This is a genomic window from Microbacterium memoriense, assembly GCF_025398275.1.
GTDB classification, from domain to species: domain Bacteria; phylum Actinomycetota; class Actinomycetes; order Actinomycetales; family Microbacteriaceae; genus Microbacterium; species Microbacterium memoriense.
Genome location: NZ_JAODOR010000004.1, coordinates 282,473 through 307,813, shown reverse-complemented (window position 1 = coordinate 307,813; position 25,341 = coordinate 282,473). Strand labels below are relative to the sequence as shown.

Here is a 25,341-nt window from a genome sequence, read left to right as displayed (position 1 = left end):
CGTCATCCGATCCTCCAACAGGCGGTATGCCAGTGTCGCCGGGCCGCGAGATCCGCGGCATCGCCGAGCACGCCGTCCGCACGCCAGACGACGACGTGCGCGGTTCCCGGAACGACATCCCGACTGCATCCGGGGCAGGTGTAGGTCTTCTGGGCCTTTGCCGCCGACACAGGTTGGACGGTCCACTCGACGCCACGGCGCGTCTCGCCGCGTTTCCACCCGTTCAGCAGTCGGTCGAACGAATCGTCGGCAGGCTCGGGCCTGCGACGGTGCGCACGAGGCATGCGATCAGTACCAGCCCTTGGCCTGAGAATGGCCCCACGCGCCGCACGGTGTGCCGTAGCGTCCACCGATGTAGCCGAGTCCCCAGCTGATCTGCGTCGCGGGATTCGTGGCCCAGTCCGCGCCGGCCGATGCCATCTTTTCGCCCGGAAGGGACTGCGGGATGCCGTAGGCGCCGCTCGAGGCGTTGTACGCGTTGACGCGCCAGCCGGATTCTTTGTTCCACAGCGCGACGAGGCACGCGAACTCACTCTCACCCCAGCCGCGAGCCATGACGGCTTCGTACGCGATGGCCTGCGCGGACCCCGGATCCGGTGACACGAACGGCGGCGACCATCCGCCGGACGTCGAAGATCCAGTGGCGGATGCGGCCTGCTTCGCGGGTGTCGGGGTGGGGGTCGGTGTCGGTGTGACGTAGACCGTGTAAGACAGGCCCTCGCGGCCCAGATCGACGCCCGCAGCCTCGGATGCCGCCAGGTACTGCTGCGCATCGTGGATCGTGGTCGCATAGAGCGAAACCGGGTCGAGTTCGGCAGCCTCCGCCGTCGAGGTGGACGTCGTGAGAGGCCCGACGTAGGCAGCTGCGAATGCCGCGACCGCCAGGCTCGCGAACGTTGCGGTCACACCGCGTCGGCGCGACCACCGCTCGGGCGGTCGCGGTCGCGCAGGGACTACCGCGGAGGACTGCGTTGCAATCGCGCGGGATTCCTGGGGGACCAACTCGGCTTCGGAAGTCACAGTTCCCTGATTCTAGCGGGCGACCTGGATGCGTGCGATGAGAGCCCGCTCACACGACGGCGAGCATGACCTCGACGACGGAATCCAGCACCGCATCGACCTGTGCTTCGTTGTACCCGCGGCGTTGCATACGGAACGCGACCGTCCGGATCTGCTCGACGGAAACACCCTCGCCGGTCTCGAGGAATCGCGCGATCCGGTCGGCGACGAGGTCGACCTCGTCGATGCGGTAGCCGTACCGGAGGAGGCCCGTGCGCGCGAACCGGTGACGCTTGGGCCGCGTCAAGCGATCCAGAACCTCCTGTCCGAGCTGACGGGACTGCCCCACCCACGCTCGTGCACCCGCCCGCGACAGGGCCCGCTCACGCTCACGCGCGGCGAAGGCGTCTTCGATGCGGCCGAGGGCGGCATCGACGGCCGCGACCTGGTAGCCGCGTCTGACGAGCGGGAAAGCGACGGTGCGGATCGCGCCGGCATGGACCTCGCCGGCGTCCTCGGCCTGGAAGGCATCGCGCGCGCGGGCGAGAAACGCATCCACCGCATCGGGTGAATAGCCCTTCGTGCGTCCGGTCGTGTGCGGGAAAGGCGACGCCTCGGGCGCCTGTGGGTCGGTCATGAACTCACCAGGGGGAAGAAGAGGAAGTACAGCGCGAGCGCTGCCGGCGCGGACGGAAGAATCGAATCGAGCCGATCCAGCACGCCACCGTGACCGGGAAGCCACGAACTCATGTCCTTGATGCCCATGTCGCGCTTGATCATCGACTCACCGAGGTCGCCGATCGTCGCAGAGGCCAGCACCACGAGGCCGAAGACGGCGCCCGCCCACGCGGGCGCACGCAGCACGAAGATTGCGAAGAGCGTGGCTGCGAGGGCCGCCGCGAGAGCAGCCCCGCCGAAGCCCTCCCAGGTCTTCTTCGGGCTGATGCGGGGCGCCATCGGGTGGCGACCGAAGGCGAGTCCACTCGCGTAGGCACCCGTATCGGCGGCGACGACCGTCACGATCATCGCCAGGACCCAATACTCCCCCTGGTCTTGCCGCACGAGCACCAGGGTGAAGCTCGCGAGGAACGGCACGTAGATCGGGATGAAGCCGGCGACCAGGACGTCCGAAAGCACCTCACCATAGCTACGACCGTCGGCCGCAACCATCTGAGCCAGCATCCGCCAGACGACGACGAACGCGATCGCGGCGAACGTGATCACCCAGTGCGTCCAGTGACCGACGAAGAATCCCGAGGCCATGATGACGAGCCCGGCGACCAGTTGCGGCCAGACATCGACATGCCGTCCGGATGTCTGCAGCGCGCGTGAGAACTCGAACAGGCCCAACAGGCACACCGGGATCGCGAAAAGCAGAAAGAGCCATTTGACGAACAGCAGCGACCCCAGGACCACGGCGCCGATCGCCAGCGAGATCAAGACCGCGAGGAGGAGGTTGCGCCCAGTCCGTTCGTTGATCCGCTCCTGTACGTGCTCGAAATCCGCACGGGCCTTGCCGACCTGCTGTTCGAGCTCACTCCGGGCAGCGCGGACGTGCGCCTGGAAGGACGGGTTGTGCTCCGCCATCCGCCGCTCGCCTCGCGAGGGGGGCGCAGCGTCATCCGTCGCCGCGGAGTCCGAAGGATCGGTCATCGACGGTCTCAGACCTCGAGGAGTTCGGCCTCTTTGCGCCCCAGCGCCGCGTCGATCTCGTCGACGTGCGCGCGCGTGAGGGCGTCGAGCTCCTTCTCCGCCCGGGCGAGGTCGTCTTCGCCGACCTCGCTCTTGAGCGCGTCGAGTTCATCCTTGGACTTGCGACGGATGCCGCGGAGGTGCACCTTGGCATCCTCACCCTTCGTGCGGACGATCTTGACGTATTCCTTGCGACGGTCTGCCGTGAGCTCAGGCAACGTGACCCGGACGATGTTCCCATCGTTGGTCGGGTTTGCGCCGATGTTCGGCGTGTCACGTATGGCCTGCTCGATCGCCTTGAGCGCGGACTTGTCGTACGGCGTGACGATGAGCGTGCGCGCCTCGGGGTTGTTCAGCGAGGCGAGCTGCGCCAACGGCGTCGGCGAACCGTAATAGTCGACCAGGATCTTCTGGAAGAGCTGTGGGTTCGCGCGACCCGTGCGGACGGTGGCGAAGTCCTCCTTCGCCGACTCCACGGCCCGGGCCATGCGCGTCTTCGTGTCTGCCAGGATCTCGGCGATCACGGTCACTCCATTCGTCGGTACGTCCTTGCAAGTCTAGTGCCGGGGGATGCCGGAACTCAGACCGTGACGAGCGTGCCGATCGGCTCACCCAAGAGGGCCCGTGTGACGTTGCCGGCCGGCTCCATGCCGAACACGCGCATATCGATGCCGTTGTCCATGCACAGGCTGAACGCGGTCGAGTCGACGACCTTGAGCCCGCGTTGCAGGGCGTCCTGGTAGGTGATGCGATCAATTCTGGTGGCGCCGGCATCCTTCTTCGGATCGGCCGTGTACACGCCGTCGACACCGTTCTTCGCGACGAGCACCTCGTCGGCTCCGATTTCCAACGCACGCTGTGCGGCCACCGTGTCGGTCGAGAAATAGGGCAGGCCTGCTCCCGCGCCGAAGATCACGACGCGTCCCTTCTCCATGTGCCGCTCGGCCCGGCGCGGAATGTAGGGCTCCGCAACCTGGGTCATCGCGATCGCTGACTGGACGCGGGTGGCCGCTCCCGCCTGCTCCAGGAAATCCTGCAGGGCGAGCGCGTTCATGACGGTGCCGAGCATGCCCATGTAGTCGGCACGCCCGCGGTCCATTCCGCGCTGGCTGAGCTCGGCGCCGCGGAAGAAGTTGCCCCCGCCGACGACGATGGAGATTTCGACCCGATCGGCCGCGGCGGCGATCTCGCGCGCGATCTGGCCGACGACATCCGGATTCACACCCAGTTGCCCTCCCCCGAACGCCTCGCCGGACAGCTTCAGAAGGACGCGACGGCGTCCGGTGTTCTCATCGATCACGTGGTTCCTCTTCTCGGATGCAGACTATCGAAAACGCAGGCATCGAAAAGGGCCCGCATCCGAAGATGCGGGCCCTGTCGATCACTTACGCGCCGACCTTGAAGCGCGCGAAGTCCGTGACGGTGATGCCGGCAGCCTCAGCGACCTTCGCGACGGACAGCTTGTTGTCCTTCGCGTAGTCCTGGTCGAGGAGGGCGACCTGCTTGAAGAACGCACCGACGCGTCCCTCGACGATCTTCGGGAGCGCGGCCTCGGGCTTGCCCTCGTTGCGGGAGATCTCGGTGACGATCTCACGCTCCTTGTCGACCTCGGCCTCGGGAACGTCGGCACGCGAAAGGTACGTCGGGTTGGCGAACGAGATGTGCTGCGCAATGCTGCGCGCCGTCTCGGCGTCGGTACCCGAGTACGCGACCACGACACCGATCTGCGGGGGCAGGTCCTTGCTGGTCTTGTGCAGGTAGATCTCGAACGCGTCGCCGGTGAGCGTGCGCACGCGGCGGAGCTCGACCTTCTCGCCGAGGATCGCGGCCTCACCCGAGATGAGGTCGGCAACAGACTGGCCCGCAGCGTCGGCGGCCAGCGCGGCCTCGACGGAATCGGCGCCGACGGCTGCTGCTGCGGCGAGAACCTTGTCGGCCAGCGCGATGAAGCGCTCGTTCTTCGCGACGAAGTCGGTCTCGGTGTTCAGCTCGATGACCGTGACTTTGCCATCGACCTCAGCGGCGGCGACGAGGCCCTCGCTGGTGGAGCGGTCGGCACGCTTCGCGTTGCCCTTCGCTCCCTTGAGGCGCAGGATCTCGACGGCCTTCTCGAGGTCGCCATCGGCTTCCTCGAGCGCCTTCTTCGTGTCGACCATTCCCGTGCCGAGCTGCTCGCGCAGCGTCTTGATGTCAGCGATCGTGAAGTTTGCCATGGGTGGTGGCTCCTAAATTGTGGTGAGTTCTCATGGATGTCCCGGTCGGCCGCAGTTCTGCGTGCCGACCGGGACGGTGTCCGAAAGCGGAATTACTCCGCGGCTTCCTTGACAGCTTCTGCAGCGTCGGCAGCAACCTTGTCAGCGGCCTCGTCCTCGACCGGAGCGGCAGCGTCCTGGCCGGCAGCGTCGGCGGCCTCAGCCTCGACGACTTCCTCACCGGCGACGTCGGCGACGACGGGGGCCTCGAGCAGCGCGAGCTCCCAGTCGGCGAGCGGCTCAGCGGCCTGCGCTTCGTCGGTCGGCTGGTGGCGCTGAATCAGGCCCTCGGCGGCAGCGTCGGCGATGATGCGGGTCAGCAGGCCCACCGAGCGGATCGCGTCGTCGTTGCCCGGGATCGGGAACTGGAACTCGTCCGGGTCGGCGTTCGTGTCGAGGATACCGATGACGGGGATGCCGAGCTTCTTGGCCTCATCGATCGCGAGGTGCTCACGCTTGGCGTCGACCACCCAGATCGCCGACGGCGTCTTGGTGAGGTTGCGGATACCGCCGAGCGACTTGTGCAGCTTGTCGAGCTCGCGCTTCTTGAGCAGGAGTTCCTTCTTCGTGAAGCCGCTGTTCGCGGGAACCTCGTAGTCGAGCTCCTCGAGCTCCTTCATCCGGGCGAGACGCTTGGAGATCGTCTGGAAGTTGGTGAGCAGTCCACCGAGCCAACGCTGGTTCACGTAGGGCTGGCCGACGCGCGTGGCCTGCTCCGCGATGACTTCCTGTGCCTGCTTCTTCGTGCCGACGAACAGCACGGTGCCACCGTGGGCAACGGTTTCGCGGACGAACTCGTACGCCTTGTCGATGTACCCGAGCGACTGCTGCAGGTCGATGATGTGGATGCCGGAGCGCTCCGTGAGGATGAAGCGCTTGACCTTCGGGTTCCAGCGCCGAGTCTGGTGTCCGAAGTGAACGCCGCTGTCGAGCAGCTGGCGAATGGTGACGACGGCCATGGCCGTTCTCCTGTTCCGGCGCGCGACGGCGCCCTTTCGGTTTTCCTCACCGGACCGGTCGGTCGCGGTAAGCCTGGTGCCCGGCACACATCCACCTGCCGCCGGAGCGGAAGGACCTGGGATGTGGATGCCGCGATGCGAGGACGAGATGTCCTCGCGGTGCTGTGGGCACGCGGAGTCACCCCGACAAGCGGGATGCCCTTTCAGTGTATCAGTGACGGAGCCTCCTCCCCCGTCGGGTGTGGCGACGAGTTGTCCACGGATCGCCGCTCCCGCGCTCCCGCGGTGCGCGTGACGCGAAGAAGCTGTTCCGCATGCGCATCCTGGCCGGCATCCTGCTCGCCCTCCTCTCGTTCCTGGGCTCGACGGTCCCACCCGCCGGGACCGGCACGGCACCGTCCGCCCGGCTCGACGGCTGGCAGTGGCCTGTTGAGCCGGCGCTGGTCATCGAGGCTTACCGTTCACCGGCCCATCGCTACGGGCCCGGCCACCGCGGAATCGATATCGCGGCGCCCCAGGGCTCTCGCATCGCCGCACCGGCAGCCGGAGTCGTCGCTTTCGCCGGAGACGTCGCGGGGCGGCCGCTCGTGACGATCGATCACGGCGCGGGCCTCGTCACGACGCTCGAGCCGGTGGCACCCACCGTCCCGGTCGGCGCGCTCGTGCGCGCGGGCGACAGCGTGGGAACTGCGGCGGCCGGCGGGCATGTGGCGCCCGGTGCCGTCCATTTCGGGGTCCGCGAGAACGGCGACTACATCAACCCGATGGTGCTCCTCGGCGTGGTCCCGCGTGCCGTCCTGCTGCCGTGCTGTTGAGTCACGGCCTCAATCGCGGCGCGATCGCGTTGCCTTCACCCTGATCCGTAACGGCACCCAGCGCGGCCGCGGTCACCGTGTTGCCGCTCCCCTGAACCGTGAGCGATCCGAGATCGCCCAGGACATCGACGGTGTTCCCGTCCCCTCGTACCGTTCCCGAGCCGACGCTCGCTGCGGTGAGCATATTGCGCTGGCCCTCGATCAGCGCGCTCGTGACCGAGCCGGCGCTCACCGTGATGCCCTCCCCCCGGATCGTGAGCGCTCCGACAACCGCATCGGAGAGGTCGACCCGAAGGCTTTCGCCCGCGACTTCGACACGTGCGCAGGGTGCCGACAGCCGGAGTGAGGTGGAGTGGCCGGAGAGATACGCGACGTCGCCCGGGCAGTCCACATCGGTGACCGGCTCGTCGGCAGTCGGGCGGGGATCGACCGGCGCGACGGCAGGCGTCGTCGGCGCGCCGGACACCAGGAACGGCGGCTCGGTAGGTTCCGGGACGCATCCGCACAGGGTTACTGCCACGGAGGCGACGATGAGCACACGAAAACCACGAGCGATCATCACGCCAGGCTATCGGCCGCCGCTCTCACGCGCGCGGATGCGCCAGTCGATACGTCGCCGTCAGTTTCTCGGCGGATACGTGCGTGTAGATCTGCGTGGTCCCGAGGCTCGCATGACCGAGCATTTCTTGCACGGTGCGCAGGTCTGCCCCGCCGTCGAGCAGGTGGGTCGCCGCCGAATGCCGGAGGGCGTGCGGGCCGATCGCCGTCGCCCCGATCGCCGGCGCCACCGTACGCGAGACGATGTCGTACGCCGATCTCGCCCCGAGTCGACCGCCACGGACGCCCAGGAACAGCGCGGCGGTTCCCGAGCCGCGCCCGACGAGTGCGGGGCGGCCACGGACGAGGTACGACTCGAGTGCCTCGGCCGCCGGAAGCCCGAAGGGGACGACCCGTTCCTTGCCGCCCTTGCCGAGCACGCGGACGGTGCGGCGCTCAGCATCGAGATCGTCGAGGTCGGTGCCGCACACTTCCGAGACGCGCAATGCCGCGGCGTAGAGCACTTCCAACAGGGCCGCATCCCGGAGCGCGAGCGGGTCGCCGTCCGCCGCGCGCTCGCGTGCGTCGTCGAGCACCCTGCTCATCGCCGTCGCCGTCGTCACCGTCGGCAACGTACGACCCCGTTTCGGCGCCACCAAGCGCAGGCTCGGATCGAACGGCACGATGCTCTCATCCGCCGCCCAGGCGAACAGCCCGCGAACGGAAGCCGCGCGCCGCGCGAGGGTCGAACGGGCATCGCCGCGCTGGGTCGCGCGCCACAGCCACTCCCGCAGCATCTCCAGGTCGACATCACGCAGGGCGGGATCACCGAGCGCGTCGGCGAGATCGCGCAGGTCGCTGCGATACGCGCGGACAGTCGCGGGCGACAGGCGGCGCACGTGCGCGAGCTCGTGCGCCCACGCATCGGCACCTTCGGAGATCCGCATGACTCCAGCATGCCTGGCTCTCCGGCAGGTCGGCGTCGGCCACACCGTCACGAGGCACCGCGACACCACCCCTCGTCTCGGCGCATGACGATTCCTTCGAGTTCGAACAAACCCAGCAGCGCCGCCGCATCAGCTGTCGACATGCCACTGCGCCGGGCGACCTCCTCGGTGCTCCGCACCGAGCGAGACGTCACGGCGTCGAGGATGCGGGTCCGCTCCCCCGTGTACTCGCCTGCCTCGAAGAGGCCGCCGTCGTCCGCTCCGGCACCACCGAGTCCGAGGAGTTCACGCACATCCGTGGCGCCGGTGATGCAGACGGCATCCACCTCGCGGAGCAATCGGTGGCAACCCGCCGACGCCGCGCTGGTGACCGCGCCGGGGACCGCGCCGAGGGGGCGCCCGAGCTCGGCGGCGTGGTGGGCTGTGTTCAGCGCACCGGAGCGCCAGGCCGCCTCGACGACCACCGTGGCGTCGGACAGTGCAGCGATGAGTCGGTTGCGCGCGAGGAAGCGCCATTTGGTCGGCGACGATCCACACGGCACTTCGGCGACGACGACTCCGCGCGAAGCCACTCGGTCGATGAGATCTCGATGACCGGCCGGGTAGGGGCGGTCCACGCCTCCGGCGAGTACCGCGATCGTCGAGCCTTCCGCCGACAGCGCGCCGCGGTGTGCGGCACCGTCGATCCCGTAGGCGGCGCCGGAGAAGACGGCGATCCCGGATGCGGCAGACTCGGCTGCCAATTCGGTCGCGACATGCTCTCCATACGCAGATGCCGCGCGTGCGCCGACGAGCGCGACGCCGAGCTGCGGACTCAGTTGCGCGGCGTCGCCGAGAGTCCACAAGCACAGCGGCGCGTGGAGGCCCAGATCGCCGAGTCGCGTCGGCCACGCGACGTCTTCCGGGGCGAGGAGCCGAACGCCCGCACGCCGCGCCGCCGCCAGGGTGTGTCCGATGTCCTCGCGTCGTGGGAGCCAGCGTGCACGCCCGGCGCACAACGCGGCCGGAGTGAGGCCGGCACGTTCCGCGGTGTCCACATCATCGCCGGTACCGCCGAGCGCGATCTCGAGAGCAGGCACCGCGCCGAAGGCTGCCACGAGTGCGCCAGCCACCCCATCGCCGGGTTCGGTGAGGGTCGACCAGACCGCACGCGCGTAGGACGTCACCACTCCGGCATCATCACGGGGGCTGACCAGGCCCTCCAACGCAGCACGCGCCGTCTCCGGTCCCGGCACGACGGCGTTCATGCGAGAGCTCCCTTCTTCAGATACAGCGCCCGACCGATATCGGCGACCGACAGCCGCTCTCGCCCGGCCAAATCGACAATGCTCCACGCCACCCGCAGCACACGGTCGTAGCCGCGCAGCGTCAACGAGCCGCGGTGCAGGGCCGCATCCAACGGTCGACGGATGGACGGTTCCGGCGCCATCGGTCCGGTGCGGAGCCACGATCCCGACACCTGCGCGTTCATCCGCCACGGAGTACCGCGCAACCTCGACTGCGCCCGTTCCCTGGCGTGCGCGACGCGCTCCCGGGCGACCGCCGTCGTGAGGACCGCCGTGTCGGCGTCGGGGCGGCGAGCCACCGCGACCCGTTGCAGGGAGAGTTCGATGTCGATCCTGTCGAGCAGCGGCCCGGACAGCTTGCCGAGGTACCGACGGATCGCGAGCGACGGACACACGCACGCGCCGCCCGGGACACCGTAGTTTCCGCACGGACAGGGATTGGTGGCCAGGATGAGCTGGAACCTCGCGGGGAAGCTCGCGCGGAAGCCCGCCCGATGGATCTCGATGGCGCCGCTCTCCAACGGTTGGCGCAACGCGTCCAATGCCTGACCGCTGTACTCGCCTGCTTCATCCAGGAAGAGCACACCGCCGCTCGCACGCGCGATCGCACCGGGGCGCACGGTGCGGCTTCCACCACCGACGAGCGCCGCCACGCTGGCCGAGTGGTGCGGCGCTTCGAAGGGCGGTGTCCGGCTGAGCGCGGGCACCGGCAAACCGGCGAGCGAGCGCAACGAGGCCGTCTGAAGTGCTGCGGCGTCGTCGAGGTCGGGGAGGATGCCGGGCAGTCGTCGCGCGAGCATCGTCTTGCCTGCCCCCGGCGGACCACTCATCAAGACGTGGTGGCCGCCGGCGGCGGCAACGATCAGAGCATCGACGGCGTCTTGTTGCCCGATCACGTCGGCGAGATCCACCCGCTCCGGCGCTGCGAAGGTTGCGGCCACGGCAATCGGCACCGGATCGAGTCCGGCGTCCTCGACGTCCAGTCCGTGGTGGCGGGCGACGTCGCGAAGATCGACGGCGCCGGTCACCTCCACTCCCGACACCAGCTCGGCCTCCGTGCGGTTGGCTGCCGGGACGACGACGCGCGTGATTCCCGCCCGAGCGGCGGCGAGCACCGCGGGCAACACGCCGGGAACCGGACGCAGACGCCCGTCCAATCCGAGTTCGCCGATGTGCACCGTCGACGCGAGCGAAGCCGCGTCCATCGCCTGCTCGGTCGCGATCGCCGCGATCGCGATGGCGACATCCAGCCCCGACCCCTGCTTCGGCAGACTCGCCGGTGACAGATTCACCGTGAGCTTGCGCCGCGGCAACGGGAGAGCACTGTTCGCGCAGGCGTTGTAGACGCGCTGATGCGCCTCGCCGATCGCCTTGTCGGCGAGGCCGATGATCTGGAACCCCGGAACCTGGTTCGACAGGTCGGCCTCGACCTCGACGAGGTCACCGCTGAGCCCGGTCAGGACAACGCCCCAGGTGCGTCCGAGGGTCATCGCAGGTCCACCAGGTGTTCCAAGACCGCCGTCGCAGGGTCCTCACCCGTGATGCCGATCACATCGAGCCGTAGCCGGCGTCGCTGCACGAGATCGGGATGAGCCGTCACCCACGCGCAGGCGACCCGCCACAGACGGTCACGCTTGCGTTTGTCGACCGCGTCGAACGGGTGGCCGAACCACTCGGTGCGGCGCGTCTTGACTTCGACGACAACCAGGTGGCGCCCGTCGGTCGCGACGATGTCGAGTTCGCCCACCGCGCAGCGCCAGTTGCGGTCGAGGACCGTGAATCCCTGTTCCTGAAGATGTCGCGCCGCGCGTTGCTCGCCCGCGCGCCCCCGCTCGTCCTTTTGTGCCATGACGGCATGGTGCCCGCGTCGAAGCCCGCAGATTGCGGTGCGACGACGATCCGTGGACAGTCGCGCCGATCAGCCGCCTGGGGAGGAGGCGATGAGGCTCACATCAGGAATCGAGGGAAAGCTCGTCGGGAATCTGGAAGTCGCGGCGCTGAAGCTCTTCGACGTTCACATCTTTGAACGTCAGCACGCGGACGGACTTCACAAACCGGTCCGCCCGGTAGATGTCCCAGACCCAGACGTCGGTCATCGAGATCTCGAAGTAGAAGTCGTGCTCGGTATCACGCCGGACGACGTTCACATCGTTGGCGAGGTAGAACCGACGTTCGGTCTCGATCACATACTGAAACTGCGAAACGACGTCGCGGTACTCCTTGTACAGCGCCAGTTCCAGCTCGCGGTCGTAGTCCTCGAATACTTCGTCGTCCATGGTGCTTCCAGTCTAGATGTCGCTGAGTCAGAACAACGTCGGAGCATCGGCGATCGCCCACGAGGATCGGTGATGAGGGCTCAAACCGTGGGCGCGGATCGCTTCGCGGTGCATCATGCTCGCGTATCCCTTGTTGCGCGCCCACGCGTAGACGGGCTGCTCGTCGTGCAGGGCGACCATCAGATCGTCGCGCGCGACTTTGGCGAGGACGGACGCCGCGGCCGCGGACGCGCAATCACGATCGGCCTTGATGATCGGCTGCACGCGCAGATCGGCACCGCCAGCCGGCGTGATGTAGTCGTGATTGCCGTCCAGGATCACGATGCCCTCCTCGGGATCCACACCGAACGCCCGGAGATCCGCGATCGCGCGAAGCGCGGCGAGACCCAGCGCGCGGATGATCCCGACGTGGTCGATCTCCGCTGCGGTTGCCCATCCGACGCTGGATGCCTGTACCCACCGGGCGGCGCGTTCCGCGACCGCGGGCCGGTGGTGCTCGGCGACCAGTTTCGAATCCCGCAGGCCCTCGGGGATCCGGCGCCGCGCACCCGCGGCATCCATCACGACGGCACCCACCGCGACCGGACCGGCCAGCGCACCGCGACCGACCTCATCGCACGCGATGATCAGCGCGTGCTCACGCAGGAGGCGACGCTCGACAGTCAGCCGCGGGCTCACGACCGTCATCGAGCGTCCGGGATCCCGTCGAAGACGTCGTGATGGAAGTCGAGCGCGCCGAATCTCGGGAGCGGCCAGGTGATCAGGAACGCTCGTCCGACGACATTGTCGATCGGAACGAAGCCCTGCGAGGGCTGGTCCACGTTGTAGCGCGAGTCGCGCGAGTGATCACGGTTGTCACCGAGAACCCACAACGAGCCCTCCGGAACGGTGACGTCGAAGGACACGACTTCGGGGGCCGTCTGCCCGTCGGCGAGATCGAGGTAGGGCGTCTCGTCGATCGGCGTGCCGTCCACGGTGATCTGACCCAGGGGGTTGCAGCACACGACGTGATCGCCGCCGACACCGATGATGCGCTTGATCAAGTGATCCTTGCTGTCCGGCGCAGAGATGCCGACGACCGACAGGAGCCAGTCCACGGCCTGCACCGGGAGGCTCTGCTCGGGTACCGACTCGACCGGCAGCCAGCCACCCGGATCGCGGAAGACCACGATGTCGCCGCGGTCGTAGCCGCCGAACCGCGGGGTCAGTTCATCGACGAGGATGCGGTCCTTCACCTGCAGTGTCTGCTCCATCGACCCGGAGGGAATGTAGAACGAGCGCACCAGGAACGTCTTGATGAGGAAGGAAACGAGGACTGCGACGACCAGGATCACCAGGATGTCGCGCACGAGTGGCCACACACCGCGTCGTCGGGACTCACGCCGCGCGCCGCCCGTGGTGACGGTGGTCTCGGAGGTCATTCGTGTCCTTCTGGTGGGTCGATCCGCGCATCGGATCACCGCTGTCAAGCGTCGCACATACGACGCGCCCTCGCGCGCACGGCACGGCACTGCCGTCGCCGCGACAAACGACGGATGCCCCGGGTGATTCCGGGGCATCCGTCGTGTCAGAAAAGCGACTCAGCGGTCGCGCTTCTCCTTGATCTTGGCCTTCTTGCCGCGGAGCTCGCGGAGGTAGTACAGCTTGGCGCGACGCACGTCACCGCGCGTGACGACCTCGATGTGGTCGATCACCGGGCTGTGCACCGGGAAGGTACGCTCGACGCCCACCTGGAAGCTGATCTTGCGGACGCAGAACGTCTCGCGGACACCATCGCCCGAGCGGCCGATGACGACGCCCTGGAAGACCTGGACGCGGGAACGGGTTCCCTCGGTGATGTTGACGTGGACCTTGACGGTGTCGCCGGGGCCGAAGACGGGAATGTCGGAGCGGAGCGAAGCCGCATCGACGGAGTCGAGGATCTGCATGATCGTCACTTCCTGCGACCGCAACAGGTCGACCGCAAAATGTAAGAGGAAAAGGTGGTGTGTGTCCGAGGCAGACGTTTCCGTATTGCCGTGCTCCCCTGAGGCAGAGCTGGTTCAGGACACAAGTGTCCATTCTGCCATGGACGGGGGCACGCACCAAACCCGCGTCGGGTGGGTTCAGGCTGCGGGCGGCGCGGGGCGCTCGGTGACCACGATGACCTCCGGTACACCGCCCTGCGCCGCTTCGGACCGCGGTGCAGGGATGTAGGCCACACCCTCGGCGGTGCGGCGGAGGGCGGCGGCCGGCTTGGCTTCGCGCCAGAGTTCCCAGAGTTGCGTCCACAGCAGAGCGACGCCGACGGCCACGGTGATTCCGAGGACGAGCCACCACCACGGGTTCGAGAACACCCCGAGCGCGATGATCAGCGCGTGCCAGGATCCGAACAGGGCGACGTCGGTCCAGGAGACGGCGCGCTCTGTGCGGACCGTGCCGCGGGCACGCACCAGGAGTGCCAGCACCAGTTGCCCGACGAAGACGACCGGCACCGAGACGAACACCCAGAGCAACGCCCAAGGGCTGGATCCGAAGATGATCCAGCCGACGAACAGCCACAGAGGCAACACGAAGGCGGCCGGGATCAGCCACTGGAAGAACGCGCGACGCAACCACATGTCCTTGATCGTACGCCGGTCAGACACAATGGAGGCTGAGGAAAGGATCACGATGATCGAGCTGCGCACCCCCGCCGAGATCGATGCGATGCGGCCGGTCGGCCGATTCGTCGCGGAGACGCTCGCCACGTTGCGCGCGGAGACGACGGTGGGCACGAACCTGCTGTCGATCGACCGCCGCGCACACGAACTGATCCGACGCGCGGGGGCCGAATCGTGCTACATCGACTACCACCCGTCTTTCGGCGCCAGCCCCTTCGGGAAGGTCATCTGCACGTCGGTCAACGACGCCGTCCTGCACGGCCTCCCGTTCGATTACGACCTGCGCGACGGTGACCTCGTGTCGCTCGACTTCGCCGTCGCCGTGGACGGGTGGGTCGCTGATTCGGCGGTGTCCTTCGTCGTCGGCACGCCGCGTGACGAGGACCTCGCGCTGATCGACACGACGCGGCGGGCTCTGTCCGCGGCGATCTCCGCGGCTGTCGTCGGCAACCGCATCGGCGACATCTCCTTCGCCACCGCGCAGGTCGCGCATGCCGACGGCTACGAGATCAACACCGACTTCGGCGGGCACGGCGTCGGGCGGGTCATGCACGGCGATCCGCACGTGCCGAACGACGGCAAGCCGGGTCGTGGCTACCCGCTGCGAGCGGGGCTCGTCCTCGCGCTCGAGCCGTGGTTCCTGCAGACGACCGACGAGCTCATCACCGACGCCGACGGATGGACGCTGCGCAGTGCCGACGGTTCACGTGGCGCGCATTCGGAGCACACGATCGCGATCACGGAGGACGGACCGATCATCCTCACCGATCGCTCGTTCCTCGGCGTCGACTAAGCCACGGCCCTGCGGGTCGGCCTGGCGGAGAGGCGATATCGAGGGGTGCGCTATTCCATGAAGTGAATGCTTCAGAGCATGGCTACGGCGACCTGCAGGCCGACCGGCCGCGCTGCCCACTCGACGTGAGAGTGGGGCAGCGCTTCAGGCCCCGAATGTCCTCCCAACGGATGACGTCGACGGTCACCGCGCGGTGGTAGTTTCTCCTCGTTGCCCGAAGCGCGAGCTAGATTGGACGGCCTTTCTTGAGAATTCGTAGCGCATCCATTACCGCCGGTATCGTCGCGATAGCGCTTTGCTTGGTTCCGTCGGTTGCGGCTTCCGCAGCTCCCTACTCCGTCTCCGCAGTGAGTTCCACGGGTGATGTCACACCGAACCCGCAGGGCGAGTACACGGCGACGCTGAACGGCGTCGAGTTTGGGGGGTCGGTGTCTGCCCGCGCCACTGCACCAGGCTGCTCAGCAAGTGATCCCGCCACAAAGCGCGTGAATACTTGGCAGCGACGCAACCCGAGCGGAGTAGCCAAACTCGAATGCGGAAACTCGGGCTATGGCTGGCGTCACATCGCCGCCGGCAAAGCGCAGGATTGGCAGAACATCATCAACAAGTACAACCTGGGCACCGACTGGGCCACCTTCGCGAAGTGGAACATCGGCAACCCTGTGGGCGCACCCGCGTCAGCGCCTGACAACAGCGCCAACCAGACGTACACCTATCAGGCGCCGCTTCAGATTCGTAATGCGCAGGGCCAAGTCGTGCGCACCTACACGGTGAAGGTGCCTGTCGGAAGCACCACTGAGCGAATCATCACCGCTTTCCCGAGCTGAAGGCCGCTCAGTGAGCACGTTGGAGCGATTCATTGATCACTTGCGGGCGGTTGATCATCGCAACACCTTTGACAGTGAGCGCGGTGTGATCGTGGTTTTTGGAGAAGGGTCCGATCGACATGCTGAGTTCACAATTACCGACCAGTCCTTGGGTGCACGCCTGAGCACACTCGGAGAAAGCGGCCGTCTCATCTGGCCAGAGGTCGACGCTGAGGTGGCTGCATTTCGACTCCTTTCCGTACACCTGATGGAGCAGGTCGACACCGGCAGTTCGGGTCGCTACGCGCTGGACGGGAGCGGTACTGCGTAACAGCGGCCGACCGTGACCACGACTACCGGACCGAGCACCTCAATACGAGGACTGACGCGCTCGGTCCGGTAGACGTTGTGCAGGCGCCTGACCTGTCAGGCTTGATTGGCTATCTGTGCGTGCGGCGATGTACTCGGCACTGTCGCGTTGTGAGAACTGCGCCCAGCGGCTGGCCGTCTGCGGCGTGATTCCCATCTGAGGCGGCGCAGAGAGCTTCGGTCCCCTCGACATCCTCCTTGAGCTCAGGCCCACTGCGCGGGCGATCGAGGTTCGCGCGTTGCATTGGATGGCAATATTGCTCGTTTGCCGGTACTGCGGATCAGATCTGGTCGGAGAGCAGATCAGGACGACGCAAACGAGTGCGCTCGATCTGCTGGTCCCTGCGCCACTGCGCCACCCGACCGTGGTGGCCGCTCAGAAGCACATCGGGGACCTCATAGCCACGCCAGGACGAGGGCTTCGTATACGACGGGTACTCGAGCAGGCCGTCTTCGTGAGACTCCTCGACCAAGCTCTCCGGGTTGCCGACGACGCCGGGAACCAGACGCCCGATCGCCTCGATCATCGCCATCGACGCGACCTCTCCCCCGTTGAGGACGTAGTCGCCGAGACTGACGAGGCGGACCTCGCCGAGCGTCGCCGCGTAGGCGAACACCCGCTCATCGATCCCCTCGTACCGCCCACAGCCGAACACGAGATGGTTCCGGGTCGACAGCTCGCGCGCCGTGGCCTGAGTGAAGACCTCGCCGGCCGGTGAGGGGAAGATGATCGTCGGGCGGATGCCGGTATCTGCCGCGCCCGCGATCTCGTCGAGGACGTCGCCCCACGGCTCCGGCTTCATCACCATTCCGGCACCACCGCCATACGGCGAATCATCGACCGTGCGGTGGCGATCATGGGTGTGGGAGCGCAGATCGTGGATACGGACATCGAGCAGTCCTGCCCCGCGAGCCTTGCCGAGGAGTGAGACATCGAGGATGTCGAAGAAGGCGGGGAAGATCGTGACGACGTCGATGCGCACGTCAGTCCTCGGGAGTCTCTTCCATTTCGCCGTCGTCGACGGTCGGGAGTTCCTCGAAAAGCCCCGGCGGCGGTGTGACCACGACATGACCGGCGGCCGGGTCGACCTCGGGCACGATCGCCGCAACGAACGGCACGAGGATCTCCCCTTCGCCGTCGGTGGGCGCCACGATGAGGAGGTCCTGGGACGGCAGGTGGTCGACGCGGATGATGCGCCCGATGCGAGCGCCATCACGGATGACGTCGAGTCCGACGAGCTGGTGATCGAACCAGGCATCCTCTTCGACAGCGGTGTCGGTGACATCTTGATCGACCCAGAGGATTGCACGCACGATGGTGTCAGCGCCCTCACGGTCTTCGATGTCGTCGAAGAAGACCACGGGGTGGGAGTTCATCCAACGGAACTCGCGCACGGTCACGGTCTTCCCGTGCCAGGGCGAAGATTCCGGGACCTGCAGGGTGAAGACGGCACCGGGGACGAAGCGTCCGTCCGGATCGTCGGTGTAGAGCTCGAGCTTGAGCGCACCCTTGAGGCCATGGGCCTTCACGAGGCGCCCGACGCGCAGCTGTGTGCGCGCAGGTTCGGCGGCCATCTCAGTCATCCGCGACGTCGACGCGCACGCGCGCACCGTCGGCAAGGGCCGACACCAGGGTGCGCAGCGCCTTGGCAGTGCGTCCGCCGCGCCCGATCACCCGTCCACGGTCATCGGGGTGCACACGCACCTCGAGGACGTCACCGCGGGGTGACGTGGAAGAACGGATGGCGACATCATCCGGGTGATCGACGATCCCCTTGACGATGTGCTCGAGCGCGGCGGCCAGCACCGTGATTACTCGGCGTCCGTGGCGTCGGCGGCGGGCGCCTCGGCTGCGTCGGCGGCGGGAGCAGCGGGCTCCTCAGCCTTCTTCTCGACCTTGGGCTTGACGACGGACTTCTTGGCCGTGTCGACCTGGAACTCCTCCTTGGCAGCCTTGACCTTGACGGTCGAGACGGCGTTGGCATCGCCCTGGAACTTGCCCCAGTCGCCCGTGAGCTTGAGGAGCGCAGCGACCTGCTCGGTGGGCTGAGCGCCGACCGAGAGCCAGTACTGCGCACGCTCGGAGTCGACCTCGATGAACGAGGGCTCCTCGGTCGGGTGGTACTTGCCGATCTCTTCGATCACGCGACCGTCGCGCTTGGTGCGCGAGTCGGCGACGACGATGCGGTAGTAGGGCGCGCGGATCTTGCCGAGGCGCTTGAGACGAATCTTGACAGCCACAATTCTCCTTGAGTGCTGTTGTGAGTTGATGAACGTCGCCTGGGCTGTGGGGTGCACACCCGGCGGGAGCTCTGTGATGGACATTCTTGCGGGATTAGAGGGTCGAGCAAGTGGTCCAACCGTCTATTTTGCCAGATCATGGGCCATGCCGCGAACCACAGCCGTTCGCGTGTCAGACTGTGCGGATGACGGAGCCGTTCGCCACATCCGCCCGCTCGTCCGTCGGGCTGGAATGGGAACTCATGTTGGCCGACGGGAAGACCGGCGATCTGGTCCCCCGCGCACCCGAGATCCTCGCGGCTCTGGAGGAGCGTGACGCGCTGGAGCGCTACACGATCACCGGTGAGCTGCTGACCAACACGATCGAAGTCACGAGCGGGATCGGCGACACCGTCGCCGCGGTCGTCGACGATATCGCGGACGCGATCGCGCACGTGCGCACGATCACCGATCCACTCGGTGTCGAGCTTCTCTGTGCCGGCAGTCATCCGTTCGCGCAGTGGTACGAGCAGCAGGTCACGGACAAGACCCGCTATCACAAGCTCATCGAGCGCACCCAGTGGTGGGGTCGCAACATGATGATCTGGGGCATCCATGTGCATATCGGCGTGGATGACGTGAACAAGGTCTTCCCGATCATCAACGCCCTCGCGGTCTATCTTCCGCATCTGCAGGCGCTCTCCGCATCGAGTCCGTTCTGGGCGGGTGAGCGAACCGGATACGCGTCCAATCGCGCGCTCGTCTTCCAGCAGCTCCCGACCGCGGGACTCCCCTGGCCGCTGACCGATTGGTCGCAGTACGAGTCGTATCTCGAGGATCTCGTGCGCACGGGCGTGCTCGACGACTCGACCGAAGTGCGCTGGGACATCCGACCGGCGCCCCGCTGGGGAACGATCGAAGTCCGCGCGTGCGACGGGATGTCGACTCTTCCGGAGATGGCCGCCGTGGCCGCGCTCGTCCAGGTGCTGGTGGAGCACTTCTCCCGTGAGCTCGATGCCGGCCGCGAGTTGCCCTCACTGCAGCCGTGGTTCGTCCGGGAGAACAAGTGGCGTGCGGCGCGCTACGGGCTGGAGGCGCGCGTCATCGTCGACCGCGACGGCACGCAGCGCCCGGTCGACGAGCACCTTCGCGAAACGCTCATCGCCCTCGCGCCGGTCGCGGCGGAGCTGCACTGCTCACGCGAGTTCGACGAAGTCGGCACGATCATCTCGCGCGGGGCGAGTTCGAGCCGTCAGATACGGGTCGCCGAAGACGCGGACGGGGATCTCCGTGCCGTCGTGCAACATCTCATCCGCGAGTTCCGCGCCGGCCCCACGCTGCGCGACCACCTCGCATCGCTCCGCAGCTGACGCGGGCAGACGCTCAGCTCTTGCCGAACAGCTTCTGGATCTGCGCCAGGTCCTCGGCCGTCGGCTCGGCCGCCGCCCCGCCGAGGCCGAACCCGGATCCCGTGGGCGCCGACGCGGTCGCTGCGATCCCGGCGTTCTCTGCCGCGCGCTTGGCCGGGTTGCCGGAGCGTGACCCCGCGCTCTTGGCCTTCTGCTTGCCGCCGCGCTTGGCCGACGCGCCGGGCTTGCCGCCCATCGGTCCCATTCCGGGAATGTTGGGCACTCCGCCGCGGGCCACGGTCTTCATCATCTTGGCTGCCTGGTCGAATCGCTGGACGAGCTGGTTGACATCCGTCACAGTCATGCCCGAGCCACGCGCGATTCGAAGTCGCCGTGACCCGTTGAGTACCTTGGGATTGCGCCGTTCGGCCACGGTCATCGAGCGGATGATCGCTTCGGTACGGTCGATTTCCTTGTCGTCGAAGTTGTCGAGCTGCTGCTTCATCTGACCCATGCCGGGAAGCATCCCGAGCATCTTCTTCATCGAGCCCATCTTCTTCATCTGCTGAAGCTGGTCGAGGAAGTCTTCGAGGGTGAACTGCTCGGTCGCGAGCTTTTCCGCCATTTTCATGGCTTCGGCTTCGTCGAACGCGGTCTGAGCCTGCTCGATCAGGGTGAGGATGTCACCGAGATCCAGGATCCGGCTCGCCATCCGGTCGGGATGGAACGCTTCGAGATCATCGAGGCCCTCGCCCGTGGACGCGTAGATGATCGGGCGTCCGGTGATGCTGGTCACCGACAGCGCGGCGCCACCCTTGGAATCGCCGTCGAGCTTGGAGAGCACGACACCGGTGAAATCGACGCCCTCCTGGAAAGCCTTCGCCGTGTTGACGGCGTCCTGTCCGCTCATCGCGTCGATGACGAACAGCACTTCGTCCGGGTCGACGGCCGTGCGGATGTTCGATGCCTGCTTCATCAGCTCGGCATCGACGCCCAGTCGCCCGGCGGTGTCGATGATCACGACGTCATGCTGCTGACGGCGAGCGGTCTCGACGCCGTCGCGCGCGACGCGCACGGGGTCACCGACGCCGTTGCCGGGTTCGGGCGCGTACACGGCGGCTCCGGCTTGCTGGGCGACCACCTGGAGCTGGTTGACGGCGTTCGGGCGTTGCAAGTCGGCGGCCACCAGGAGCGGCGTGTGGCCTTCCTTCTCGAGTTGCTTGGCAAGCTTTCCGGCGAACGTCGTCTTTCCGGAGCCCTGGAGACCGGCGAGCATGATCACGGTCGGGGCAGTCTTGGCGAACTGCAACCGGCGCTGCTGGCCGCCGAGGATCGCGACGAGTTCTTCGTTGACGATCTGCACGACCTGCTGGGCGGGGTTGAGGGCTTTGTTGACCTCGTCGCCGAGTGCGCGTTCGCGCACCTTGCCGGTGAACTCTTTGACGACCACGAGCGCGACGTCGGCGTCGAGAAGTGCGCGGCGAATCTCGCGAACGGTCCCGTCCACATCGGCAGGCGTGAGCTTGCCCTTGGTGCGGAGGTTGCGGAAGGTCTCTGTCAGCCGATCGCTGAGTGTGCCGAAAGTCGCCATGATCCCCCGATTCTATCTGCCGAGCCGGGCGCCACTGGTCCGCGTGTCTCCCCTTTCGGGTCGGCGATGGCGAGGGCGTCGTCGAGGAAAGAACCCATCTCGGCGCGTGCCGGACCCGCCGCCGACCATGCCCAGACTGCGGCGAGGACCGCACCGCCCGCCGCCGCACCACGCACGTCTGCGACCAGACGCGACCGTCCCTGCGCAACCAGGCGGTCACTCACCGCACGGCCGAGGAGGGCCTGCCGGAGTGCGCGCTCGGCGTCGAGATCGTGAGTGAGCCCCATCGCGTCGGCATGTGTGATGGCGAGCGCGAGGCTGTCCGGCGCGAATCCGACCGCGATGCCGCGCAGCGCGCCGATCGGATCCGCGCTGCCGGCGATCGCGTCACGCGCGCTCTGGGCCCGCGTGTCGAACCCGCCCCAGATCACATCCGACTTCGAGGAGAAGTAGTTGAAGAAACTCGATCGACTCACTCCCGCGCGCAGCGCGATGTCGGCCACCGAGGTCGCCGCGTAACCCTGCTCGAGGAACAGCTCGCATGCGGCCTCGGCCAAGGTTTCACGCGACGACGACTTAGGACGACCGGTGCTCACTCTCGCATCGTAGCGAGCGGTATTGTTGGACGCGATCCAACAAGGGCGGATTTCGCACGCGAATCGAAAGTGAAGTGACGGATGCTGGATATCCAGATCGTGGGGCTCACCCCTCATCTCATCCCCTACCAGGAGGGCTGGAACCTCCAGCGCCGCCTGCACGCCGAGATCGTCGCCGGAGAGCGCGACGACACACTTCTGCTCCTCGAGCATGAGTCGGTGTTCACGGCCGGAGCGCGTACGGCTCGCCACGAGCGCCCGACCGACGGCACTCCCGTCGTCGATGTCGACCGCGGGGGCAAGATCACCTGGCACGGCCCCGGACAGCTCGTGGGGTATCCGCTCGTGCGTCTTCACGAACCCGTCGATGTCGTCGCCCACGTGCGGCGGATCGAAGGCATCCTGATCGACGTCCTCGGCAGCTACGACATCACCGCCTATCGCGTCGAGGGACGCAGCGGCGTCTGGGTGCGGCGGCCGCTCCGCGAAGACAAGATCGCCGCGATCGGGGTTCGCGTCCAACGCGGCGTCACGATGCACGGATTCGCGCTGAACTGCGACAACTCCCTCCTCCCGTTCGGGCAGATCGTTCCCTGCGGGATCGCCGATGCCGGCGTCACGACCGTGAGCGAGGTCGTCGGCGCCGACCTCACGCCCGCCGACGTCCTCCCCCGCGTCGCGGCGGCGTTCGCCGCGGACTTCGCCACGGTCACCGGTGAGGTGGCGGCATGAGCGCCTGCGGCTCATCGGCATCCGCTCCGCCCGCCGGCGGACCCGACGGTCGCAAACTCCTGCGGCTCGAGGTGCGCAACGCCCAGACACCGATCGAGCGCAAACCGGAGTGGATCAAGACCCGGGCGAAGATGGGGCCGGACTACCAGGCGCTCCACTCGCTCGTGAAGGGCGAGGACCTGCACACCGTGTGTCAGGAGGCGGGATGTCCGAACATCTACGAGTGCTGGGAGGACCGCGAAGCGACATTCTTGATCGGTGGCTCCCAGTGCACACGCCGCTGCGATTTCTGCCAGATCGACACGGGCAAACCCGCCGCCTACGACACGGACGAGCCGCGACGCGTCGCCGACAGCGTGCGACGCATGCAGTTGCGCTACGCGACCGTGACCTGCGTGGCACGAGATGACCTGCCCGACGGCGGGGCGTGGCTGAACGCCGAGACGATCCGGCAGATCCACGCCGCGAACCCGGGCACAGGTGTCGAACTGCTCGCCACGGATTTCAACGGCGAGCCAGACCTGCTGAACGAGGTCTTCGATGCCCGGCCGGAGGTCTTCGCGCACAACATCGAGACGGTACCCCGCATCTTCAGGCGCATCCGCCCGGCGTTTCGCTACGAGCGCTCACTGAGTGTCCTCACGCAGGCGCGGGATGCGGGGCTCATCACGAAGTCGAACCTGATCCTCGGGATGGGTGAAGAGCCCGAAGAGGTCGTCCACGCGTTGCAGGATCTGCACGACGCCGGCACGGACATCGTCACGATCACCCAGTACCTGCGGCCGACGCCCCGACACCTTCCGGTGGCCCGGTGGGTCAAGCCCGACGAGTTCGTCGCCTTCAAAGAGGAGGCCGAGCGGATCGGCTTCTTGGGCGTCCTGGCCGGCCCGCTCGTCCGCTCGTCGTACCGTGCGGGTCGCCTGTGGGCCCAGTCGGTGGCCTCGAGAGGTGGCGTGGTCCCGCCGGGCCTCGAGCACCTGGCTGCATCCGCAGACCGCGGGTTCGCGCAGGCGGTCTGACTCAGTCCGCGCTCGTCACCGATTGCACGTCGCCGTCGCTCGTGAGGTTCACCAACAGCACTTCGTCGGTGTCATCGGGATCGAGGGCGTACTCGAGCACCGCGAAGGGATCCGAGCCGCCGTGTTCGTCGGCGAGGATCGTCATGCTCACCAACTGCAACGAGCGGATGATGTCGATGTGCACGTCGCCGGAGATGTCGACGAGCACGTCCTCGATCTCCTCGCCCAGGGCTTCCTGTTGCTGCAGCAGGTACTCCGTCACTTCACTCGTGCGGTCGTCGAGTTCGGTGACCATGGCGTTTCGCGACTTCAGGTCGATCGCTTCGAGCGCCGAGATCATGGCGGCGGCGACATCGAGCGCCGCCTCGGAGACATCGTCCTGATCCGGGGCTGTGAGATCGATCGTGACGTGCTGATCACCCAGCTCGACGTGCTCAGACCAAAAGATCGACCCGTCGGGGCCAGACTCCAAGAGTCCGAAGTAGTCGTGCTCGATCGCCATACGCCCATGAAACCAGCACCGCCGCCGCTTCGCGACCCCGACGGCGTGTCGGCGTGTCAGTCCACGAGCGCTGAGACGAAGACGTGCGGGGTGAAACCGGTGAGATCGCCGATGCCTTCGCCCTGACCGAGAAGCTTCACGGGGATCCCCGTGCGCTCCTGCACGGCGAGAACGAACCCGCCCTTGGCCGAGCCATCCAGCTTCGTGATCACGAGCCCCGTGACGCCGGCGTGCTCGAGGAAGGCCGAGGCCTGCATGACGCCGTTCTGCCCCGTGGTCGCGTCGAGGACGAGAAGAACCTCGCTGATCGGCGCCTGCTTCTCGATCACCCGGCGGATCTTGGTGAGCTCATCCATCAGTCCGGCCTTGGTGTGGAGACGCCCGGCCGTGTCGACGAGCACGATCTCGATGCCGTGCTCCTTGGCGTAGTCGATCGTCTGATAAGCGACGGATGCCGGGTCCTGACCCTCGTGCTGGGGTCGGACGATCGTCGCGCCGCCGCGCTCCGCCCAGGTGGCCAGCTGATCGACAGCGGCCGCGCGGAACGTGTCGGCCGCGCCGACGACGACGGTGCGTCCGAACCGCTTGAGGTAGTTGGCGAATTTGCCGATCGTCGTCGTCTTGCCGACGCCGTTGACGCCGACGACGAGCACGACAGCGGGCCGTTCGGTCAATCGGAGTGTCGTGTCGAACTTCGCGAAGTGCTCTTCGAGCGTCTCCTTGAGCATGCGCTGCAAGTCCCGAGGGTCCGTCGTCCGGTACCGGTCGACTTTCTCGTGCAACTCATCGATGAGGCGCTCGGTGATCTCGGGACCGAAATCCGCCGTCAGCAGAGCCGTCTCGAGGTCCTCCCACGTGGTCTCATCGATCGTGGGTTTGACGAACATGCCGCGTAGCGCGCGACCGAGCGACCAGGGATTCTCCGCCATGACTCCAGCCTACGGTCGTCCGGCGGGGCG

Annotated in this window: 32 protein-coding genes; 6 read left to right on the top strand and 26 right to left on the bottom strand. The window is 67.1% G+C overall.

Annotation, left to right across the window (positions count from 1 at the left end):
* Nucleotides 1-2 precede the first annotated feature (2 nt).
* From N4R40_RS04235 to rpsB, 8 genes are all read right to left on the bottom strand, one after another.
* Entirely contained in the window at nucleotides 3-284 is a 282-nt protein-coding gene (locus N4R40_RS04235) for a hypothetical protein (protein ID WP_261606107.1), read from the bottom strand.
* Between the two features lie 4 nt (nucleotides 285-288).
* Entirely contained in the window at nucleotides 289-906 is a 618-nt protein-coding gene (locus N4R40_RS04230; protein ID WP_407665827.1) for an aggregation-promoting factor C-terminal-like domain-containing protein, read from the bottom strand.
* Between the two features lie 163 nt (nucleotides 907-1,069).
* The gene (locus tag N4R40_RS04225) at nucleotides 1,070-1,636 is read right to left on the bottom strand and encodes a DivIVA domain-containing protein (protein WP_261606106.1); all 567 of its coding nucleotides are present in this window, start codon (nucleotides 1,634-1,636) and stop codon (nucleotides 1,070-1,072) included.
* Nucleotides 1,633-2,652 carry a phosphatidate cytidylyltransferase gene (locus tag N4R40_RS04220; protein WP_261606105.1) on the bottom strand — a complete coding sequence of 340 codons (1,020 nt, stop codon included), beginning with the start codon at nucleotides 2,650-2,652 and terminating at the stop codon, nucleotides 1,633-1,635. The genes N4R40_RS04225 and N4R40_RS04220 overlap by 4 nt, the downstream gene beginning before the upstream one ends.
* Nucleotides 2,653-2,660: 8 nt before the next feature.
* A complete protein-coding gene (gene frr, locus N4R40_RS04215; protein ID WP_261606219.1) occupies nucleotides 2,661-3,215 on the bottom strand; it encodes a ribosome recycling factor in 555 nt (184 codons plus the stop codon).
* A 56-nt stretch (nucleotides 3,216-3,271) separates the two neighbouring features.
* On the bottom strand, nucleotides 3,272-3,991 hold the full coding sequence (pyrH, locus tag N4R40_RS04210) for a UMP kinase (protein WP_261606104.1): 720 nt from the start codon (nucleotides 3,989-3,991) through the stop codon (nucleotides 3,272-3,274).
* Nucleotides 3,992-4,076: 85 nt separating this feature from the next.
* Nucleotides 4,077-4,904, bottom strand: coding sequence for a translation elongation factor Ts (gene tsf / locus N4R40_RS04205; protein ID WP_261606103.1), 828 nt, complete (start codon nucleotides 4,902-4,904; stop codon nucleotides 4,077-4,079).
* Nucleotides 4,905-4,996: 92 nt separating this feature from the next.
* Entirely contained in the window at nucleotides 4,997-5,902 is a 906-nt protein-coding gene (gene rpsB, locus N4R40_RS04200; RefSeq protein ID WP_261606102.1) for a 30S ribosomal protein S2, read from the bottom strand.
* Between the two features lie 314 nt (nucleotides 5,903-6,216).
* Between rpsB and N4R40_RS04195 the strand changes: the two genes are divergently transcribed.
* Nucleotides 6,217-6,717 (top strand): murein hydrolase activator EnvC family protein, encoded by a 501-nt coding sequence (locus N4R40_RS04195; protein ID WP_261606101.1) that lies wholly within the window; start codon nucleotides 6,217-6,219, stop codon nucleotides 6,715-6,717.
* Nucleotide 6,718: 1 nt separating this feature from the next.
* Here the strand turns inward: N4R40_RS04195 and N4R40_RS04190 are convergent, their stop codons facing one another.
* The 10 genes from N4R40_RS04190 to N4R40_RS04145 all read right to left on the bottom strand — a co-directional run bounded on the left by N4R40_RS04190 (nucleotide 6,719) and on the right by N4R40_RS04145 (nucleotide 14,390).
* The gene (locus N4R40_RS04190) at nucleotides 6,719-7,276 is read right to left on the bottom strand and encodes a DUF3060 domain-containing protein (protein ID WP_261606100.1); all 558 of its coding nucleotides are present in this window, start codon (nucleotides 7,274-7,276) and stop codon (nucleotides 6,719-6,721) included.
* Nucleotides 7,277-7,301: 25 nt separating this feature from the next.
* Nucleotides 7,302-8,201 carry a tyrosine-type recombinase/integrase gene (locus N4R40_RS04185; protein WP_261606099.1) on the bottom strand — a complete coding sequence of 300 codons (900 nt, stop codon included), beginning with the start codon at nucleotides 8,199-8,201 and terminating at the stop codon, nucleotides 7,302-7,304.
* A 47-nt stretch (nucleotides 8,202-8,248) separates the two neighbouring features.
* Nucleotides 8,249-9,448, bottom strand: a complete 1,200-nt coding sequence (dprA, locus tag N4R40_RS04180) for a DNA-processing protein DprA (protein WP_261606098.1) — start codon at nucleotides 9,446-9,448, stop codon at nucleotides 8,249-8,251.
* Entirely contained in the window at nucleotides 9,445-10,977 is a 1,533-nt protein-coding gene (locus N4R40_RS04175; RefSeq protein WP_261606097.1) for a YifB family Mg chelatase-like AAA ATPase, read from the bottom strand. Before N4R40_RS04175 ends, dprA begins: the two co-directional genes overlap by 4 nt.
* Nucleotides 10,974-11,336 carry a YraN family protein gene (locus N4R40_RS04170; RefSeq protein WP_261606096.1) on the bottom strand — a complete coding sequence of 121 codons (363 nt, stop codon included), beginning with the start codon at nucleotides 11,334-11,336 and terminating at the stop codon, nucleotides 10,974-10,976. Before N4R40_RS04170 ends, N4R40_RS04175 begins: the two co-directional genes overlap by 4 nt.
* 103 nt (nucleotides 11,337-11,439) lie before the next feature.
* Nucleotides 11,440-11,763 carry a DUF2469 family protein gene (locus tag N4R40_RS04165; protein WP_144807996.1) on the bottom strand — a complete coding sequence of 108 codons (324 nt, stop codon included), beginning with the start codon at nucleotides 11,761-11,763 and terminating at the stop codon, nucleotides 11,440-11,442.
* Between the two features lie 27 nt (nucleotides 11,764-11,790).
* A complete protein-coding gene (locus tag N4R40_RS04160) occupies nucleotides 11,791-12,450 on the bottom strand; it encodes a ribonuclease HII (RefSeq protein WP_261606095.1) in 660 nt (219 codons plus the stop codon).
* Nucleotides 12,447-13,184 carry a signal peptidase I gene (gene lepB / locus N4R40_RS04155; protein WP_261606094.1) on the bottom strand — a complete coding sequence of 246 codons (738 nt, stop codon included), beginning with the start codon at nucleotides 13,182-13,184 and terminating at the stop codon, nucleotides 12,447-12,449. Before lepB ends, N4R40_RS04160 begins: the two co-directional genes overlap by 4 nt.
* A gap of 159 nt (nucleotides 13,185-13,343) precedes the next feature.
* The gene (gene rplS / locus N4R40_RS04150; protein WP_261606093.1) at nucleotides 13,344-13,691 is read right to left on the bottom strand and encodes a 50S ribosomal protein L19; all 348 of its coding nucleotides are present in this window, start codon (nucleotides 13,689-13,691) and stop codon (nucleotides 13,344-13,346) included.
* Between the two features lie 177 nt (nucleotides 13,692-13,868).
* Nucleotides 13,869-14,390 (bottom strand): MFS transporter permease, encoded by a 522-nt coding sequence (locus tag N4R40_RS04145; protein WP_261606092.1) that lies wholly within the window; start codon nucleotides 14,388-14,390, stop codon nucleotides 13,869-13,871.
* A 25-nt stretch (nucleotides 14,391-14,415) separates the two neighbouring features.
* On the opposite strand from N4R40_RS04145, the gene map reads away from it, so the two are divergent.
* Complete coding sequence (map, locus tag N4R40_RS04140) at nucleotides 14,416-15,198, top strand: type I methionyl aminopeptidase (protein ID WP_261606091.1); 783 nt, start codon at nucleotides 14,416-14,418, stop codon at nucleotides 15,196-15,198.
* Nucleotides 15,199-15,683: 485 nt separating this feature from the next.
* Nucleotides 15,684-16,025 (top strand): hypothetical protein, encoded by a 342-nt coding sequence (locus tag N4R40_RS04135; protein WP_261606090.1) that lies wholly within the window; start codon nucleotides 15,684-15,686, stop codon nucleotides 16,023-16,025.
* Between the two features lie 629 nt (nucleotides 16,026-16,654).
* On the opposite strand, the gene trmD is transcribed toward N4R40_RS04135, so the two are convergent.
* Genes trmD through rpsP form a run of 4 tightly spaced genes read right to left on the bottom strand, consistent with a single transcriptional unit; the run spans nucleotide 16,655 to nucleotide 18,614 of the window.
* Nucleotides 16,655-17,356 (bottom strand): tRNA (guanosine(37)-N1)-methyltransferase TrmD, encoded by a 702-nt coding sequence (gene trmD / locus N4R40_RS04130; protein WP_261606089.1) that lies wholly within the window; start codon nucleotides 17,354-17,356, stop codon nucleotides 16,655-16,657.
* Between the two features lies 1 nt (nucleotide 17,357).
* Nucleotides 17,358-17,948 (bottom strand): ribosome maturation factor RimM, encoded by a 591-nt coding sequence (rimM, locus tag N4R40_RS04125; protein WP_315902487.1) that lies wholly within the window; start codon nucleotides 17,946-17,948, stop codon nucleotides 17,358-17,360.
* 1 nt (nucleotide 17,949) lies between these two features.
* Nucleotides 17,950-18,180: an RNA-binding protein gene (locus N4R40_RS04120; RefSeq protein ID WP_261606087.1), complete on the bottom strand. Its 231-nt coding sequence runs from the start codon at nucleotides 18,178-18,180 to the stop codon at nucleotides 17,950-17,952.
* A gap of 5 nt (nucleotides 18,181-18,185) precedes the next feature.
* Nucleotides 18,186-18,614 carry a 30S ribosomal protein S16 gene (gene rpsP, locus N4R40_RS04115; RefSeq protein ID WP_261606086.1) on the bottom strand — a complete coding sequence of 143 codons (429 nt, stop codon included), beginning with the start codon at nucleotides 18,612-18,614 and terminating at the stop codon, nucleotides 18,186-18,188.
* 185 nt (nucleotides 18,615-18,799) lie between these two features.
* On the opposite strand from rpsP, the gene N4R40_RS04110 reads away from it, so the two are divergent.
* Nucleotides 18,800-19,963 (top strand): glutamate--cysteine ligase, encoded by a 1,164-nt coding sequence (locus N4R40_RS04110; protein ID WP_261606085.1) that lies wholly within the window; start codon nucleotides 18,800-18,802, stop codon nucleotides 19,961-19,963.
* 13 nt (nucleotides 19,964-19,976) lie between these two features.
* Here N4R40_RS04110 and ffh read toward each other — a convergent pair whose 3' ends face one another.
* Nucleotides 19,977-21,533, bottom strand: coding sequence for a signal recognition particle protein (gene ffh, locus N4R40_RS04105; protein WP_261606084.1), 1,557 nt, complete (start codon nucleotides 21,531-21,533; stop codon nucleotides 19,977-19,979).
* Entirely contained in the window at nucleotides 21,500-22,090 is a 591-nt protein-coding gene (locus tag N4R40_RS04100; RefSeq protein WP_261606083.1) for a TetR/AcrR family transcriptional regulator, read from the bottom strand. The genes ffh and N4R40_RS04100 overlap by 34 nt, the downstream gene beginning before the upstream one ends.
* Before the next feature lie 120 nt (nucleotides 22,091-22,210).
* Between N4R40_RS04100 and lipB the strand changes: the two genes are divergently transcribed.
* On the top strand, nucleotides 22,211-22,861 hold the full coding sequence (gene lipB / locus N4R40_RS04095) for a lipoyl(octanoyl) transferase LipB (RefSeq protein ID WP_261606082.1): 651 nt from the start codon (nucleotides 22,211-22,213) through the stop codon (nucleotides 22,859-22,861).
* The gene (gene lipA, locus N4R40_RS04090; RefSeq protein WP_261606081.1) at nucleotides 22,858-23,880 is read left to right on the top strand and encodes a lipoyl synthase; all 1,023 of its coding nucleotides are present in this window, start codon (nucleotides 22,858-22,860) and stop codon (nucleotides 23,878-23,880) included. Before lipB ends, lipA begins: the two co-directional genes overlap by 4 nt.
* Nucleotide 23,881: 1 nt before the next feature.
* Here lipA and N4R40_RS04085 read toward each other — a convergent pair whose 3' ends face one another.
* The gene (locus N4R40_RS04085; protein ID WP_261606080.1) at nucleotides 23,882-24,382 is read right to left on the bottom strand and encodes a DUF2004 domain-containing protein; all 501 of its coding nucleotides are present in this window, start codon (nucleotides 24,380-24,382) and stop codon (nucleotides 23,882-23,884) included.
* A gap of 56 nt (nucleotides 24,383-24,438) precedes the next feature.
* Nucleotides 24,439-25,311: a signal recognition particle-docking protein FtsY gene (gene ftsY, locus N4R40_RS04080; protein WP_261606079.1), complete on the bottom strand. Its 873-nt coding sequence runs from the start codon at nucleotides 25,309-25,311 to the stop codon at nucleotides 24,439-24,441.
* Nucleotides 25,312-25,341 lie beyond the last annotated feature (30 nt).

Bases quoted from the DNA above. Each gene is read 5' to 3' on its own strand.
- N4R40_RS04235 (WP_261606107.1), bottom strand. From the start codon at position 284: ATGCCTCGTGCGCACCGTCGCAGGCCCGAGCCTGCCGACGATTCGTTC.
- N4R40_RS04225 (WP_261606106.1), bottom strand. From the start codon at position 1,636: ATGACCGACCCACAGGCGCCCGAGGCGTCGCCTTTCCCGCACACGACC.
- N4R40_RS04220 (WP_261606105.1), bottom strand. From the start codon at position 2,652: ATGACCGATCCTTCGGACTCCGCGGCGACGGATGACGCTGCGCCCCCC.
- tsf (WP_261606103.1), bottom strand. From the start codon at position 4,904: ATGGCAAACTTCACGATCGCTGACATCAAGACGCTGCGCGAGCAGCTC.
- rpsB (WP_261606102.1), bottom strand. From the start codon at position 5,902: ATGGCCGTCGTCACCATTCGCCAGCTGCTCGACAGCGGCGTTCACTTC.
- N4R40_RS04195 (WP_261606101.1), top strand. From the start codon at position 6,217: ATGCGCATCCTGGCCGGCATCCTGCTCGCCCTCCTCTCGTTCCTGGGC.
- N4R40_RS04190 (WP_261606100.1), bottom strand. From the start codon at position 7,276: ATGATCGCTCGTGGTTTTCGTGTGCTCATCGTCGCCTCCGTGGCAGTA.
- N4R40_RS04185 (WP_261606099.1), bottom strand. From the start codon at position 8,201: ATGCGGATCTCCGAAGGTGCCGATGCGTGGGCGCACGAGCTCGCGCAC.
- dprA (WP_261606098.1), bottom strand. From the start codon at position 9,448: ATGAACGCCGTCGTGCCGGGACCGGAGACGGCGCGTGCTGCGTTGGAG.
- N4R40_RS04175 (WP_261606097.1), bottom strand. From the start codon at position 10,977: ATGACCCTCGGACGCACCTGGGGCGTTGTCCTGACCGGGCTCAGCGGT.
- N4R40_RS04170 (WP_261606096.1), bottom strand. From the start codon at position 11,336: ATGGCACAAAAGGACGAGCGGGGGCGCGCGGGCGAGCAACGCGCGGCG.
- N4R40_RS04165 (WP_144807996.1), bottom strand. From the start codon at position 11,763: ATGGACGACGAAGTATTCGAGGACTACGACCGCGAGCTGGAACTGGCG.
- N4R40_RS04160 (WP_261606095.1), bottom strand. From the start codon at position 12,450: ATGACGGTCGTGAGCCCGCGGCTGACTGTCGAGCGTCGCCTCCTGCGT.
- lepB (WP_261606094.1), bottom strand. From the start codon at position 13,184: ATGACCTCCGAGACCACCGTCACCACGGGCGGCGCGCGGCGTGAGTCC.
- rplS (WP_261606093.1), bottom strand. From the start codon at position 13,691: ATGCAGATCCTCGACTCCGTCGATGCGGCTTCGCTCCGCTCCGACATT.
- map (WP_261606091.1), top strand. From the start codon at position 14,416: ATGATCGAGCTGCGCACCCCCGCCGAGATCGATGCGATGCGGCCGGTC.
- rimM (WP_315902487.1), bottom strand. From the start codon at position 17,948: ATGGCCGCCGAACCTGCGCGCACACAGCTGCGCGTCGGGCGCCTCGTG.
- N4R40_RS04110 (WP_261606085.1), top strand. From the start codon at position 18,800: ATGACGGAGCCGTTCGCCACATCCGCCCGCTCGTCCGTCGGGCTGGAA.
- ffh (WP_261606084.1), bottom strand. From the start codon at position 21,533: ATGGCGACTTTCGGCACACTCAGCGATCGGCTGACAGAGACCTTCCGC.
- lipB (WP_261606082.1), top strand. From the start codon at position 22,211: ATGCTGGATATCCAGATCGTGGGGCTCACCCCTCATCTCATCCCCTAC.
- lipA (WP_261606081.1), top strand. From the start codon at position 22,858: ATGAGCGCCTGCGGCTCATCGGCATCCGCTCCGCCCGCCGGCGGACCC.
- N4R40_RS04085 (WP_261606080.1), bottom strand. From the start codon at position 24,382: ATGGCGATCGAGCACGACTACTTCGGACTCTTGGAGTCTGGCCCCGAC.
- ftsY (WP_261606079.1), bottom strand. From the start codon at position 25,311: ATGGCGGAGAATCCCTGGTCGCTCGGTCGCGCGCTACGCGGCATGTTC.